The organism is Fluviicola sp. (assembly GCF_039596355.1).
In the GTDB taxonomy this organism is placed as follows: Bacteria; Bacteroidota; Bacteroidia; order Flavobacteriales_D; family Crocinitomicaceae; genus Fluviicola.
Genome location: NZ_JBCNJW010000015.1, coordinates 14940 through 28970 on the forward strand (window position 1 = coordinate 14940; position 14031 = coordinate 28970).

Annotated in this window: 13 protein-coding genes; 5 read left to right on the plus strand and 8 right to left on the minus strand. The window is 46.0% G+C overall.

Going from position 1 to position 14031, the window contains the following annotated elements:
* Positions 1-91 precede the first annotated feature (91 nt).
* The 8 genes from ABDV94_RS19025 to dacB form a co-directional block, all read right to left on the minus strand.
* The gene (locus ABDV94_RS19025) at positions 92-1090 is read right to left on the minus strand and encodes a UDP-glucuronic acid decarboxylase family protein (protein ID WP_343748810.1); all 999 of its coding nucleotides are present in this window, start codon (positions 1088-1090) and stop codon (positions 92-94) included.
* A gap of 1 nt (position 1091) precedes the next feature.
* Positions 1092-2408, minus strand: coding sequence for a UDP-glucose/GDP-mannose dehydrogenase family protein (locus ABDV94_RS19030; protein ID WP_343748811.1), 1317 nt, complete (start codon positions 2406-2408; stop codon positions 1092-1094).
* A gap of 1 nt (position 2409) precedes the next feature.
* On the minus strand, positions 2410-3528 hold the full coding sequence (locus ABDV94_RS19035) for a DegT/DnrJ/EryC1/StrS family aminotransferase (RefSeq protein WP_343748847.1): 1119 nt from the start codon (positions 3526-3528) through the stop codon (positions 2410-2412).
* Positions 3529-3776: 248 nt separating this feature from the next.
* On the minus strand, positions 3777-4391 hold the full coding sequence (locus ABDV94_RS19040; protein ID WP_343748812.1) for an alpha-ketoglutarate-dependent dioxygenase AlkB: 615 nt from the start codon (positions 4389-4391) through the stop codon (positions 3777-3779).
* Entirely contained in the window at positions 4378-4623 is a 246-nt protein-coding gene (locus tag ABDV94_RS19045; protein ID WP_343748813.1) for an Ada metal-binding domain-containing protein, read from the minus strand. The genes ABDV94_RS19040 and ABDV94_RS19045 overlap by 14 nt, the downstream gene beginning before the upstream one ends.
* Positions 4624-4625: 2 nt before the next feature.
* Positions 4626-5339: a 2OG-Fe(II) oxygenase gene (locus ABDV94_RS19050; RefSeq protein ID WP_343748814.1), complete on the minus strand. Its 714-nt coding sequence runs from the start codon at positions 5337-5339 to the stop codon at positions 4626-4628.
* A gap of 4 nt (positions 5340-5343) precedes the next feature.
* Positions 5344-6195, minus strand: a complete 852-nt coding sequence (locus tag ABDV94_RS19055) for a methylated-DNA--[protein]-cysteine S-methyltransferase (RefSeq protein WP_343748815.1) — start codon at positions 6193-6195, stop codon at positions 5344-5346.
* A gap of 225 nt (positions 6196-6420) precedes the next feature.
* Positions 6421-7908, minus strand: coding sequence for a D-alanyl-D-alanine carboxypeptidase/D-alanyl-D-alanine-endopeptidase (dacB, locus tag ABDV94_RS19060; protein WP_343748816.1), 1488 nt, complete (start codon positions 7906-7908; stop codon positions 6421-6423).
* A 181-nt stretch (positions 7909-8089) separates the two neighbouring features.
* Between dacB and ABDV94_RS19065 the strand changes: the two genes are divergently transcribed.
* From ABDV94_RS19065 to ABDV94_RS19085, 5 genes are read left to right on the plus strand one after another with little or no spacing between them, the layout of a single operon-like run.
* Entirely contained in the window at positions 8090-9259 is a 1170-nt protein-coding gene (locus ABDV94_RS19065; RefSeq protein ID WP_343748817.1) for a glycosyltransferase, read from the plus strand.
* Complete coding sequence (locus tag ABDV94_RS19070) at positions 9249-10019, plus strand: polysaccharide biosynthesis/export family protein (RefSeq protein WP_343748848.1); 771 nt, start codon at positions 9249-9251, stop codon at positions 10017-10019. Before ABDV94_RS19065 ends, ABDV94_RS19070 begins: the two co-directional genes overlap by 11 nt.
* A 1-nt stretch (position 10020) precedes the next feature.
* Positions 10021-12384 (plus strand): polysaccharide biosynthesis tyrosine autokinase, encoded by a 2364-nt coding sequence (locus tag ABDV94_RS19075; RefSeq protein WP_343748818.1) that lies wholly within the window; start codon positions 10021-10023, stop codon positions 12382-12384.
* Positions 12385-12388: 4 nt separating this feature from the next.
* Positions 12389-12946: a dTDP-4-dehydrorhamnose 3,5-epimerase gene (rfbC, locus tag ABDV94_RS19080; protein WP_343748819.1), complete on the plus strand. Its 558-nt coding sequence runs from the start codon at positions 12389-12391 to the stop codon at positions 12944-12946.
* Positions 12943-14007, plus strand: coding sequence for an MraY family glycosyltransferase (locus ABDV94_RS19085; RefSeq protein WP_343748820.1), 1065 nt, complete (start codon positions 12943-12945; stop codon positions 14005-14007). The genes rfbC and ABDV94_RS19085 overlap by 4 nt, the downstream gene beginning before the upstream one ends.
* Positions 14008-14031: the final 24 nt, after the last annotated feature.

Consider the following 14031-nt stretch of genomic DNA (forward strand, 5'->3'; position numbering starts at 1 on the left):
ATGGAGCATTGAGAAACTTTTGAAACGGGATTGAAGCCGTGGAAGACCGAACCACCTTTTCAATTTTCAATTCTCCATTATCAATGAATAATTATCGAACGATGTATTTCTCGAAATCAATGTGATCCGATTGATACAATTCTTCTTTGGTTAAACTTTTGAAATAGGCATAGGTTCTTTTCAGCCCTTCTGCCCGGTCGATCTGCGGTTCCCACCCCAGCAATTGTCTCGCTTTCGTAATGTCCGGCTGACGCTGTTTCGGGTCGTCGACCGGCAAATCCTTGTAAACCACTTTCTGGGTTGTTCCCGTCAGTTTAATGATTTCTTCTGCAAACTGACCGATCGTAATTTCATCCGGGTTCCCGATATTTACCGGATCGGCACAATCGCTGTGCAACAGGCGGTAAATTCCTTCCACCAGGTCGTCCACATAGCAGAATGAACGCGTTTGTGATCCGTCGCCGAAAATGGTCAAATCCTCTCCACGCAGTGCCTGACCGATAAATGCAGGCAGTACACGACCGTCGTTCAGGCGCATACGCGGCCCATAGGTGTTGAAAATACGTACAATCCGTGTTTCCACTCCGTGGAAGGTATGATACGCCATCGTAATGGCTTCCTGGAAGCGTTTTGCCTCGTCATACACACCTCTCGGGCCAACCGGGTTCACATTTCCCCAATATGCTTCCGTCTGCGGGTGCACCGTAGGGTCTCCGTAGATTTCGGATGTACTCGCGATCAATACGCGCGCTCCTTTGACGCGCGCCAGCCCCAAACAGTTGTGAATTCCCAACGATCCCACTTTCAGTGTCTGAATCGGGATTTTCAGGTAATCAATCGGGCTGGCCGGTGATGCGAAGTGTAAAATATAGTCGAGTTTCCCCGGAATGTGGATGAATTTACAGACGTCGTGGTTGTAAAATTCAAAGTTCTCCAGGTGAAACAAGTGTTCGATGTTCTTGATGCGCCCGGTAATCAGGTTATCCATCGCGATCACGTGGTAATCTTCTTTGATAAACCGGTCACACAAATGAGAGCCTAAAAAACCGGCTGCTCCTGTAATCAATATGCGTTTTCTGCCTGTATTCATGCTATTTCAAAACTATGGAACGACCGATGGATTGGTAATAGAATCCTTTTTTGTTCATTTCGGCGATCTCGAAGAGGTTTCTTCCGTCAAAAATCACCGCATCTTTCATCAGGGATTTTACCTGGTCGAAATCCGGGTTTCTGAAAACGCCCCATTCCGTGCAAATCAGCAAGGCATCGGCATCTTTCAATGCTTCGTATTCGTTTTCTGCGTAGGCAATCCGGTTTCCGATCTGAGCTTTGACATTTTCCATTGCTTCCGGATCGTAAGCCGTTACCTGCGCTCCTGCTTTGGTTAAAGCCTCAATCAGGTACAAAGCCGGGGCTTCACGGATATCGTCTGTATCAGGCTTAAAGGACAAGCCCCACAAGGCAATTTTCTTTCCTTCCAGGTTTCCTCTGAAAAAGTTTTGGATTTTCGGGAAAAGAACCGTTTTCTGCGATTCGTTTACAGCCATCACCGCCTTGAGGATTTCAAAGGAAAACTGGTTTTCTGAACCTGAATTTACCAATGCCTGCACGTCTTTCGGGAAGCAGGAACCTCCGTAACCGATTCCCGGAAACAAAAAGCGTTTTCCGATGCGTTCATCCGACCCGATTCCGATGCGGACTTTATCCACATCTGCTCCTACCAGCTCACAGAAATTGGCAATTTCATTCATGAAAGTGATTTTCGTTGCCAGAAATGCATTTGCCGCGTATTTTGTCAGCTCAGCAGATTTTTCATCCATGAAGATGATCGGGTTTCCTTGTCGCACAAACGGCTTGTAGAGTTGTTCCATGATCTTCTCCGCACGTTCGGAAGAAGTTCCCAACACCACCCGATCCGGTTTCATGAAATCGTCTACTGCAAAACCTTCTCTCAGGAATTCCGGGTTTGAAACCACATCAAAATCTACTTGAGCATTTTTTGCAATCGCTGCGTGCACTTTTTCTGCCGTACCAACCGGCACGGTGCTTTTATCAACGATTACTTTATAGGATGTCAGCAGTTTTCCCAGGTCGTCCGCTACTCCGAGAATGTATCTCAGATCCGCAGAACCGTCTTCTCCCGGAGGAGTTGGCAGTGCCAGGAAAATGATTTCTGCATCTTTGATTCCTTCTTCGAGATTGGTGGTAAAGGACAGGCGGTTTGCCTTGATATTCCGTTCGAAAAGCACATCCAGGTGAGGCTCATAAATCGGAACCTCTCCGTTGCGCATTCTTTCGACTTTTTTACTGTCTATGTCGACACAAATCACGTGGTTTCCGGTTTCTGCAAAGCAGGTTCCCGTAACCAATCCAACGTATCCTGTTCCAACGACCGCAATTTTTTTCATCTTAATTGGCGTTTACAAAATTCAAAATCTCCGAGCAGATATAAGCTTGCTGCTCTTCGGTCATTTCGGTATGAATCGGGAATGAAATCACCTGTTTCGTTAATTCTTCCGTAACCGGCAGGTTAAGACCCGACAGGTTGAATGAAGCAAACATACCCTGTTTATGTGCCGGAATCGGGTAATAAATCATCGAAGGAATGTCTTTCGAAGCGAGGTATTCCTGCAATGCGTCTCTGTCAACTCCATGCAGCTGAACGGTGTATTGATGGAAAACGTGTTTGGATTTCCCGTCCCGGTGAGGCACGGTGATTTTCTCCGATGCTCCCAAAACGCGGTCGTAGGTATCTGCTACTTGAATTCTAGCAGCAATGTATTCATCCAGTTTCGGCAATTTCACGTTCAAAACAGCTGCCTGAATGGCATCCAGACGGGAGTTACATCCAACCACATCGTGCTGGTATTTTACTTTCTGTCCGTGGTTTGCCACCATTTTCAATTCTGTTGCCAGGATGTCATCATTCGTAAAAATTGCGCCTCCGTCTCCGTAACATCCGAGATTTTTAGACGGGAAGAAACTCGTACAACCAATGGTTCCGATTGTTCCCAGTTTTTTCACTTCCCCGTTTGAGAAGAAATAGTCCGAACCGATTGCCTGCGCATTGTCTTCTACTACAAACAGCTTGTGTTTTTCTGCAATCTTCATGATTTCTTCCATGTCACACGCTTGTCCGTATAAATGTACCGGAACAATGGCTTTGGTTTTCGGTGTAATCGCCGCTTCGATTTTTGCAGGGTCAATACAGAATGTTTTCGGGTCTACGTCGACAAAAACAGGTGTTAAACCCAACAGTGCGATCACTTCCGTTGTTGCAATGTAGGTAAACGATGGTGTGATTACCTCATCACCCGGCTTCAATCCCAGGGCCATCATGGCGATTTGAAGCGCATCCGTTCCGTTGGCACATGGAATCACGTGCTTTGCGCCCAGGTAGGTTTCCAATGCATGCTGAAAACGCTGTACCACCGGTCCGCCGATGTACATGGAGGAATCCAACACTTCCTGGATTGCCGAATCTATGTCTGATTTAATTGCCTGGTACTGGGTAGCCAGGTCGACCATTTGAATTTTTTTCACGCGTATTAACTGTGTCGATTACTAATTCTGTTCTCTTCTTACAAAAGTAATAAAAGCACTGAATTGAAAAACTTCCGGTTGCGGAACTTAAAAAACAGGTAATACCGGGTTCACTCCGGGAGAAAAATACGGATAGACATCCATCTATTAGCCCAGTAGCAGCGGGCTTTTTACACAATATTATAAATTTATAAAATTATGTGGAAAGTAGCCTCGTGACCAAACACCTTCTATCACTCCACAATCGTCCGGAACGTCAAATTAACCCTTGCCTCCGTAACCCGCTTACTCGGCGGAAGGCGATGCAACCAATGCGTTTGGGTGGCATCTTTCATCACCAGCAAACTTCCGTGTTCCAGTATCAATTCCACCTTATCACCTGTTCGTTTGTGTTTAAACGCAAATTTCCGTTCCGCTCCGAAACTCAGCGAAGCAATCGCGCCGTCTTTTTTCAGGTCGGTTTCCCCGTCGCTGTGCCAGGCCATGCCCTCTTCTCCGGAGTGATACAGATTCAACAGGCAGGAATTGTACGTTTCCCCTGATTCCCGCTCCGCAAGCACCTTCAAAGCCAGCAATTCTTCCGTCCAGGGCAAGGCATATTTAGTGGTATTGGAATAGGTGTATTCGAAAGCTTTTTCGCCATACCAGGCCACTTTCCGTTTCGTCAGGATGTGCTTTCCGAAGATCACCGCTTCGTCATTTCTCCATGCGATGCTTTCCAGTAACCGCTCCAGGTAAAAATCCGCTTCCTGCGCTCCCAACAATTTGCCGTAATAATGAACCGTTCCGTCAAATGGCAGCAAATTCAAGGTTTTATCTCTCATTTCTTCCTCCTCAAATAATTTCATTCTTCCATTTTTGATACGATTCCTTCATACAATGTCCACACGGACGATAACCTGCTCCAATTGCTTCTGCTTCCGATGCGAAGAAAACCCGGTTTTCCCGTTTCATTCTTTTCCCCGAAATGCAATCCAGCTCTCCGTATATTTTTCCCTTCCGGTTGCCACCAAGTACAATGCTTTTGTCCCGGATAGCACGATACAATGCAAAGTTCGCTATTTCCGTATGAAACAACATCACTAACTCATTGCATCGTGAAAAATAATCCCAAGTGTGTAACGCTCCCCGCCATGCAGCTCGCTCACGCCATGCTTCATCGTGGTGCGGTAATAGCCTTTCGATCCCTTTTCCGGTTTGAAATTCGTCGTAAAAAGCAGCAAATCGCCTTTTTTCGGACGCAGTACGATCGCTTTCGACTGTGAACGGGGAACCTGCTGAGTCAGTACAAACTCGCCGCCGGAATAATCCTTTTCCGGATCGCTCAAAAACAACACTGCCTGGATCGGGAAATACACATCTCCGTACAAATCCTGGTGCAGCGTATTGAAACCGCCTTTTCCGTATTTGAGTATCAAAACCGTGGCGAGTTTCTGTCCGTTTTCGTGACACATCTTCAATAAATCCGAATGTTCCTGCGGGAAAACCCGATCCAGGTTCAACGCTTTGAACCACGCATTGGCAATAGGCGCAAGGTATGGATAAATCACCGTCCGGATCTGCTGAATCAACTCCGGCAATGGGTAATGAAAGTACTTGTATTGCCCCAACCCGAAACGATGACGCTCCATGTGAACCGTTTTCCGGTATGCGTCCGGATCATCATAGGCGGTCTTCAGCGTTTCACATTGTTCAGCTGTCAACAAATTGGGAATGGACGCGTAGCCGTTTTGATGCATGGATTCCGTAACAGCCGTCCAGTCTGTTTGCGCGATTTTCAATACCGTTTGTTCCATGTTTTCAGACTTCGGAGTTCGTCTTTGCCCCTTCCCAACCGATAATGGCCGTTTTGCGGGTTGTTCCCCACATGTAACCTCCCAAAACGCCGGAAGATTGAATGACCCGGTGGCACGGAATCAAAAAAGCAACCGGGTTGCTCCCTATCGCTGTTCCAACCGCCCGCGACGCATTCGGATTGCCGATCTGTTCTGCCACCCCACCATAAGTCGCCAGTTTTCCCATTGGAATTTTCAACAGGCTTTCCCAAACCTTCAACTGGAAATCCGTTCCTTTTAAATGCAGTTTGATTTCCGGCAACCTGCTCCAGTCATTCTGAAAGATGAACAGGGCATTTTGCTGGTACAAATCCAGTTTTTGCTGTAATGCCGCATGTGGAAAACGAGTTCTGAGTTCATCCAATGCCTGCGGTTCGTCTTCCTGGAACGCCATGTGGCAAACACCTTTGGACGTTGAAGCAATGATCAGTGAACCGAAAGGACTTTCTGCAAAACTGTAGTTGATCTGCAGGTTCTTTCCACCGTTCTGATATTCTGCGGGAGTCATTCCTTCAATACTCACAAATAAGTCATGCAGACGGCTCGTACTGGAAAGCCCGGTTTCGTATGCCGCATCAAACAAGGTCGGCTTGTGGGCTTCTTTCAAGAGTTTCTTGGCATATTCCAGGCTCACATATTGCAGGAATTTCTTCGGGCTCGTTCCGGCCCATTCGGTAAATAATCGTTGAAAATGTGCGGGACTCAGGTGAATCTTCTCCGCAATTTCATCCAGACCCGGCTGTGATTTGAAATGCTGGTTGATGTATTCAATTGCCTGTGCGATCCGGTCGTAATTTCGATGCATTTGCTCTTCCATATCGGTGCAGTTTTTTAATGTCTCCTAAAACACCGTTTAAAAAATTCAACCCTCCATTTTTGCATTTTGAATTTTGCCTTTTGAATTTTTTAAACTTTTCACACTACAAATATCCGACCGGCAAATCACTCCTGAAATCCGAATCATGCTCTATATTTAATTCTTAACTACGAATTTCGAATGCCGAATTACGCATGAACCTTTTTTTCACTTTTCAATTTTCAATTATTGATAAAGTACCATCGCATTAAACACCTTCTCCATCTGCTCCACCGTGTATTCGGACGAACAATTGAAGTTATTGATGATGATCGAAAAACAGATGCGTTTCCCGGCCTTGGTTTCCACATAACCCGAATAGGCTTTGATGCGCTTCATGGTTCCGCTTTTCGCATGCACTTTTCCTTCTCCCGGCTGATTCTTACAAACGGAAGAAAGCGTCCCCGATACTCCGGCAACAGGCAGCGTTCCGTAAAACCCGTCAAATTCCTTCGAAGTGGTCATGTACTTGAGCATTTCACAGAAATGGTTGGCTGAAATGGCATTACTCCGAGACAAACCCGATCCGTCCGTGATATACAAACCGATCGTATTGATTTTCCCCGACCAGTAATTCATCATGCGCGAAATACTGTTGTCTACCGAGCCATTGCCCGAAGTACCGTAACCGATCCAGCAGAGCACTTCTTCCGCAAACAGGTTTACCGATTTCATATTCGTCCACCAGGCAATGGAGCTCAACGGTTTTCCCTTGTGTACGAAAAACAGTTTCATTGCAGCATAACGGCTCGTTGCCGAAGCCCACGGCATGGTACGCGCAGCCAGCGCTTTGTCTTTCACATCGATTCCTTTCGACTTCAAAATGCGGGTAAATTCCTGTGAGAAACTCAGCTCCGGATCGGGCAAACTTCCTTTGACGGTGAATTTCCCGAGTCCTGCACCCAATGTCCCCGTTCCGAAGCGATCCAGCGAATACGGCGCGCCATAGATATAGGAATTGTCTCCCGAACCTCCGGTGACAATGTAATTCGAATAATTCAACCCGTTGATCACCGGAAACGTTCCCAGGAGCGTGGTTTTCGCACCGCTTTTTGCCCCGACCTGGAAGGTATAGCGCAGCATGTTATCGTAGATCGGTAAACCGGAAGCACCTGCACCGTAATAATTTCCCATATCGCCCCAGTTCCAGCCGTCGGGAGCACCTTCATAACCAAATTCGGAAGCATCTCCGACCACCGATCCGTTGATTTTTTTGATTCCGAGCTTCATCAGCGTGTCGGCCCATTTCTCCAAAAAGTCGGATTCTTTTCCATCACCATTGTAGTAACGGCTTCCGAGCGCTACGTCTCCACCTCCGCGAATCCAGAGATTCCCGTTGAGTACTCCGTCCTTCGTCAGTTCGCCGTCGAGGTAAATCCGAGTTTGTGGGGCATAATTTTTTCCGAGTAACTGAAAAGCGGTAGCTGTAGAAAACAATTTGGTCGTTGAAGCCGGCGGGAGCGCCAGGCTTGGATTTTTTGCAGCCAGTACTTGTCCGTTTGAGCAATCCATCGCCATAAAACTAACCGATGCATTGGCAAAATATGCATTGGAAGAAAAAGCATCAATGGCCGTCTGAATGCTGTTCGGGGTTTGAGCGAAAAGAACATTCCCGGCAAGAAACAAACTGAATCCGAGTAAAAGGGTATTTCTTGTTAATTGTGACCGAATCATATGATAAAGTTCCTGATTCTCTCCATGCAAAAGTGCTGCCAATTAAAAACTTTTGAACAGTTCTCTTAGGAAAGTTTCCATTCGGCCGCATCTATTTATCATTTTACGTAAGCTTTAGTTGAATAATACGTAATTTTGACTGAATTTAAACATCCGCTACAAGGTAGAACGCATGCCAAAAGTGCTCAGAATCATTAATCGGTTTAACATCGGTGGTCCCACCTACAATGCTACTTTCCTAACGAAATTTATCTCGGAAGATTACGAAACGTTATTGGTCGGAGGTCTGCCGGAAGCAGATGAATCCGATTCACTGCACATTTTGGAAAGCTATGGTGTGAAACCGCTCCTGATCCCGGAAATGCAGCGCATTCCCAATTTTAAATCAGACCGGGAAGCTTACCGGAAAATCAAACAGATTATCGAGGAGTTCCAACCCGACATTGTGCATACACACGCAGCAAAAGCGGGTGCGCTTGGGCGGAAAGCTGCCAAAGCATGTGGTGTTCCGGTGATCGTACATACGTTCCACGGACACGTGTTTCATTCCTATTTCGGGAGGGCAAAAACACTCATCTACAAAACCATTGAGCGCCGGTTGGCAAAACTTTCAACGGGAATCATTGCCATCAGCCCGATCCAGAAAGAGGAACTGAGCAAAACTCACCGCATCTGTAAAGCAGATAAAATCCGGGTGATTCCATTGGGTTTTGACCTGAATAAATTCCAGGAAAATCTGCCTGAAAAACGAATACAAACCCGGAATCAGTGGAACATTTCTGAAAACGAAGTGGCAGTGGCAATTGTAGGCCGCCTGGCTCCCATCAAAAACCATCAGCTCTTTTTAGACGTACTTGAAGCAGCGGCAAAGAACGGCGTGAAAGCGCGCTACTTCATTGTAGGCGACGGACAGGAACGTGAAGCCATTGAAAAAAGAGCAGAAGCATTGCGAAAAACATACGGAATCCAGGTCGAACTGACGAGCTGGATCAAAGATATTGCATCGTTCAATGCCGGTATGGACATCATCTGCCTGAGTTCGGACAATGAAGGAACACCGGTCAGTTTGATCGAAGCACAGGCAAGCGGAGTCCCTGTTATTTCAACGGATGTAGGTGGTGTGCGCGATATTTTGAGCGAAGGAGAAACCGGTTATGTGGTTCCGAAAGGAGACGTGCAGGCCTTCCGTGAAAAACTGCAGCTGCTGATCCAAAATGAAGAAATTCGCACAAAAATGTCACAAAATGGCTGGAACTTCGTAAGAGATAAATTCCATTACACAACGTTGGTTCGGAATATGGAAAATTATTACGCGGAATTAATTGAAAAGAGTGAAAAAAATGCGAAATAAAGGGTTATTATTTACGGTGCTTACTGCTTTGCTGCTGTTACAGTCCTGCGGGATCAACAGCAACCTGATGTTCCGTACTCCGAAAGGCGTGAAAGAAGTCAGTGACAGCATTCCCATGAAACCGGCTTCCGAATATACCATTTCCAAAGACGATAAATTCACCTTCATGCTCTATACCAACGAAGGGGAACGCATTGTGAATGAAATGGCAGGAATGAACCAGGACGCTGTAGCGAAAGCAGAAATCGAGTACGTTGTAAGAACCGACGGAACGGCTGATTTACCGATTCTCGGGGCAACCCGGATCGCCGGACTCACCGTAAAACAGTGTGAAGATACCCTTGCTCACCTGTTCGAACAGAAAAACGGCTACAACAAGCCTTTTGTACAGGTAAAACTGACCAACCAGCGGGTGATTGTCTTTCCGGGGAACGGAAGCGCGGCCAAAGTGATTCCGCTTCAGAATAACAATACCACACTCATGGAAGCCATTGCACTGGCCGGCGGAATTGCAGAACGCGGAAAAGCCAGCAAAGTCAAAATCATGCGGGTCGAAAACGGAGCGCGCACCATGTATGTGGTCGATCTCTCCCGGATCGAAGGCCTGCAATACGTGGACATGATTGTTCAGGCAAATGATTATATTTATATTGAACCGAAGGAACAGGTCGGACAGGAAACGATGAAAGTCATTGCGCCGGTTGTTTCCATCATTTCAAGTGCATTAGTCATCATTACCGTATTTTCAACGCTGAAGTAACGTGAATAATTCGAACTCATCCCTTTTCATCAATAAAGATTACAATCCCATCATTGTGAATGTAGTCCTGCGCCGGTATTGGTGGTGGGTGCTCCTATTGGTTCTGTTCTTCATGAGCATTGCCTTTTTCTATCTCCGGTATACCAAACCTGTCTACGATTCCAGCATGCTGATCCAGCTGGCGGAAAAAGACCAGGGAAAGGAACTGCTCGAAATCGACAACATCAATACACGGGGCGACATTTCTACGGAAATTGAATTACTCAGGTCTCAGTTGTTGTTTGAAATGGCTATTTCCCGGATGAACATGAACGTGTCCATCTTTTCCAAAGGAAAAATCCTGACGGAAGAAAAATACCACCAAAGCAGTTTCACCATTCTGCCATACAGCCTGAGTGACAGCAGTCTTTGTGACGCACCGATATGGATTGAAACCATCGGGAACCACCAGGTAAAGTTGTGGTACACACTCAACAACCAGACGTATTCCGTCACTTCAGGAATCAATAAATCCATCAAAACCAAGCATTTTGAAATCGGTTTCAAGGTGGAGAACTGGGATGTCCTGAAACAGGATGACGAGTCCAACGAATTGTATTTCACCTTCAACAATCAAAAAAACCTCGCTTCCCGTTTAATTGCGAATTTGCAGGTCACTTCGATCGATGCCAACGCAAAAACCATCGAGTTGCGATACAACGGAAACAACCCGGAATTGTGCCGCGACATTGTGCAGTCTGTTGCAAAGACCTTCTTCAATTACGACGAAGAAATGAAGCGGAAAAGTGCCGACAACATCCTGAAATTCATCCAGATTCAACTCGATTCCATTGCCGGAGAACTGAAAGATTCGAAAGACAGTCTGACGAACTTCCAACGGAAAAGCCACCTTGGGGATCCGGAAAACGAGGGAGAAAACCTGTCTCAGAACATTGAAAAATACCAGGATTTGCTGTTCGACATGGAAAACGAACTGGCAACGCTCAGAACGGTCAATTCCAAATTGCGAACCGAACCGAACCGGCTGGATATTTACCGCCTGATCCCGGAAATGCTCGGGAAAAGTTTCGAAGCTTCCCTCACCAAGCAAATTACAGATCTGAACCAGCTCCTGGAACGGAAAGAGGAATTGCTGACCAATGTGACAGAGAACAATTCGGAATTAAAAAACCTGAATCTGCGCATTCAATCGAAAATTCAATCCATCCGCCGGAGTGTGGAAGTAATCCAGGAACGGATTATGGAACAGGCACATGTGATCCGCGGGAAAATAGGAGTTGTGGAAGGCGAATACCTCAAAATTCCTCAGAAAAAGATGGAATACAACCGCCTGAAATCCCTCCAGGATCTGAACGAAAAGTACTACACGTTGCTGACCGAGAAAAAAGTCATGTATTCCATTTCCAATGCGGGTTACACATCCAACAACCGGGTATTGAACGAAGCATCCATGAATTTCACTCCGGTGAGTCCGAATAGAAAACTCGTCTATGCCGGTTTTATCTTCATCGGGTTTGTTTCCGGTTTTGCCTTCTTGTTCTTCAAATACGTCACCTTTAACGAAATCAACACCATCGAAGACCTGAAGCACCTGCTCCCGGAAAAAGTGACCATTCTGGGGAATATCCCGCTGTTGAAAGACAGTACGGAATACAGCCAGCTAATGGTACACAACAGTCCCAAATCGATTCTGGCGGAATCCATGCGGAATATCCGTACCAACCTGAGCTTTGTCAATTCGAATGTCCGGGTCATTGCGATTTCTTCGTCCATTTCAGGGGAAGGAAAAACCTTTGTGGCGCTGAACCTGGCCGGGATCATCGCTTTGTCGGGGAAGAAGACGATCGTGATCGACCTCGATTTACGCAAACCGAAAGTTCACCTCGGGTTGAATGTTCCGAATGAAAAAGGAATCAGCAACCTGATCATCAAACAGGCGGAATTAGATGAGTGCATCCGGAAATCGGAAATTGAAAACCTCGACTTCATTAGTGCCGGGCCGATTCCTCCGAATCCTTCCGAGTTGATTTTAAGTGATTCCTTCCTGGAAATTCTCGAAACGCTGAAAGCCCGTTACGACATTGTGATTATCGACAACCCGCCGGTTGGTTTGGTAACGGACGGAGTTCAAATCCTGGCAAAAGCAGATGTTCCGATTTATATTTTCAAGGCGCACTATTCGAAGCGGATTTTTGCAGGCAGAGTACGCGAGTTATTTGAAATGAACCAGATCAATCACCTGAATATCATCCTGAACGGAACCAAAGCATTTAAAGGAAAGTATGGTTATGGATATGGCTACGGTTATGGCTATGACTATTACGACGAGGATGATAAAAAAGATAAGAAGAAGAAAAAAAGCTAATTAGATGAATTTTGAACGTACAGCAATTGCTGATGTTATACTGATAAAGCCCACGTTATTTGGTGATGACCGCGGTTATTTTTTTGAATCATTCCAACAGCAGAAATTCAATGATTTTGTAGGAGCAGACATCCGTTTTGTACAAGACAATGAATCCAAATCGGCAAAAGGAGTACTCCGCGGACTACATTTCCAGGCCCCGCCACATGCACAGGGAAAACTGGTTCGTGTTGTGAAAGGAAGCGTACTGGATGTGGCACTGGATATCCGCAAAGATTCTCCTACTTACGGGCAGCATGTTTCGTTTATCCTGAGTGAAGAAAACAAACTACAGGCTTACATTCCCGAAGGATTTGCCCACGGGTTCGCAACACTGGAGGACAATACCATTTTTCAATACAAATGCACCAACTGGTATCATCCTTCGAGCGAGGGAAGCATCCTTTGGAATGATCCCGCGTTAGGTATTCAATGGGGCATCGAACATCCAATTTTGTCCGCGAAGGATGAAGCAGGACAGCTGCTGGCAGATTTTAACACTCCATTTGTTTCGTTGATATGACGTTAGAAATAACTTTGGCTTGTTTGGGATTCATGATTGTAGGAATCATCATGAGTTACGTTTCCAACGGACTTTTACTGCGTTTTTCGCAGAGTTTGGGAATCCGGAACAAAAATGACATCACGATCCGCTGGGCAAATGAATCCAAGCCTTCGCTGGGAGGAATCGGTTTTTTTGTTGCCTTTTTCTTCGGAACCATTGCCTATTCGGTCATTTTCAATACGGAAAACCTATTCCAGAACAGGCCTTTTGTGGGACTTCTCACTGCCGGAACGATCTCTTTCATCATGGGACTGGCAGACGATGCCTACAACACCAAACCTTTCATGAAATTGTTTGTTCAGATTTTATGCGGAGTCATTCTCGTACTCACACACAACCTCATTGAAATCAGTCAGATTTACTGGGTCAATGCCCTGCTGACAATTGTCTGGGTGGTTGGAATTATGAACTCGCTGAATATGCTCGACAACATGGACGGGATTACAGGAACCACTTCACTATTTATCCTGCTTTCCTGCCTGATCAGTAACATTGTTCTTTTTGGCTGGAATATGAACATCTGGACACTGACCATGCTGATCCAGATCGGGGCAGTGATCGGTTTCCTGTTCTACAACCTCCACCCTTCGAAATTGTTTATGGGAGATGCAGGAAGCCAGTTCATCGGGTTGTTTGTAGCTTTCTTTTCCATTCACGAATTGTGGAGCATCGGGAATAACGTGCAACTGAATCCACTCACCGGAGGCGCGATCACCCTGATTGCTTTCACCCCTGCCATTGCCGATACGCTCACAGTTGTCATCAACCGACTGAGAAAAGGAAAATCTCCGATGATCGGAGGGAAAGACCACACAACACACCATTTGGTTTATGCTGGTCTGAGTGACAAGCAGGTTTGGATTGTCTTCCTTGGGATCGGGTTTATGGCAATGCTGGTTACCGTTTTGGCAGTTGTTTTCGCCAAATTCGGCAATCCGTGGATGTCGTTCTTCCTGACATTCTACTTTTTTGCAGTATTTTTTGTTTTATACCGTAATACCCTTATTCACAAGGCGTAGATTCCGTAATTTTGTAGTGCTCAA

Excerpts from the sequence above, each read along its gene's own strand:
- ABDV94_RS19025 (WP_343748810.1), bottom strand. The coding sequence starts at position 1,090 with ATGAATACAGGCAGAAAACGCATATTGATTACAGGAGCAGCCGGTTTT.
- ABDV94_RS19030 (WP_343748811.1), bottom strand. The coding sequence starts at position 2,408 with ATGAAAAAAATTGCGGTCGTTGGAACAGGATACGTTGGATTGGTTACG.
- ABDV94_RS19035 (WP_343748847.1), bottom strand. The coding sequence starts at position 3,528 with ATGGTCGACCTGGCTACCCAGTACCAGGCAATTAAATCAGACATAGAT.
- ABDV94_RS19040 (WP_343748812.1), bottom strand. The coding sequence starts at position 4,391 with ATGAAATTATTTGAGGAGGAAGAAATGAGAGATAAAACCTTGAATTTG.
- ABDV94_RS19045 (WP_343748813.1), bottom strand. The coding sequence starts at position 4,623 with ATGTTGTTTCATACGGAAATAGCGAACTTTGCATTGTATCGTGCTATC.
- ABDV94_RS19050 (WP_343748814.1), bottom strand. The coding sequence starts at position 5,339 with ATGGAACAAACGGTATTGAAAATCGCGCAAACAGACTGGACGGCTGTT.
- ABDV94_RS19055 (WP_343748815.1), bottom strand. The coding sequence starts at position 6,195 with ATGGAAGAGCAAATGCATCGAAATTACGACCGGATCGCACAGGCAATT.
- dacB (WP_343748816.1), bottom strand. The coding sequence starts at position 7,908 with ATGATTCGGTCACAATTAACAAGAAATACCCTTTTACTCGGATTCAGT.
- ABDV94_RS19070 (WP_343748848.1), top strand. The coding sequence starts at position 9,249 with ATGCGAAATAAAGGGTTATTATTTACGGTGCTTACTGCTTTGCTGCTG.
- rfbC (WP_343748819.1), top strand. The coding sequence starts at position 12,389 with ATGAATTTTGAACGTACAGCAATTGCTGATGTTATACTGATAAAGCCC.
- ABDV94_RS19085 (WP_343748820.1), top strand. The coding sequence starts at position 12,943 with ATGACGTTAGAAATAACTTTGGCTTGTTTGGGATTCATGATTGTAGGA.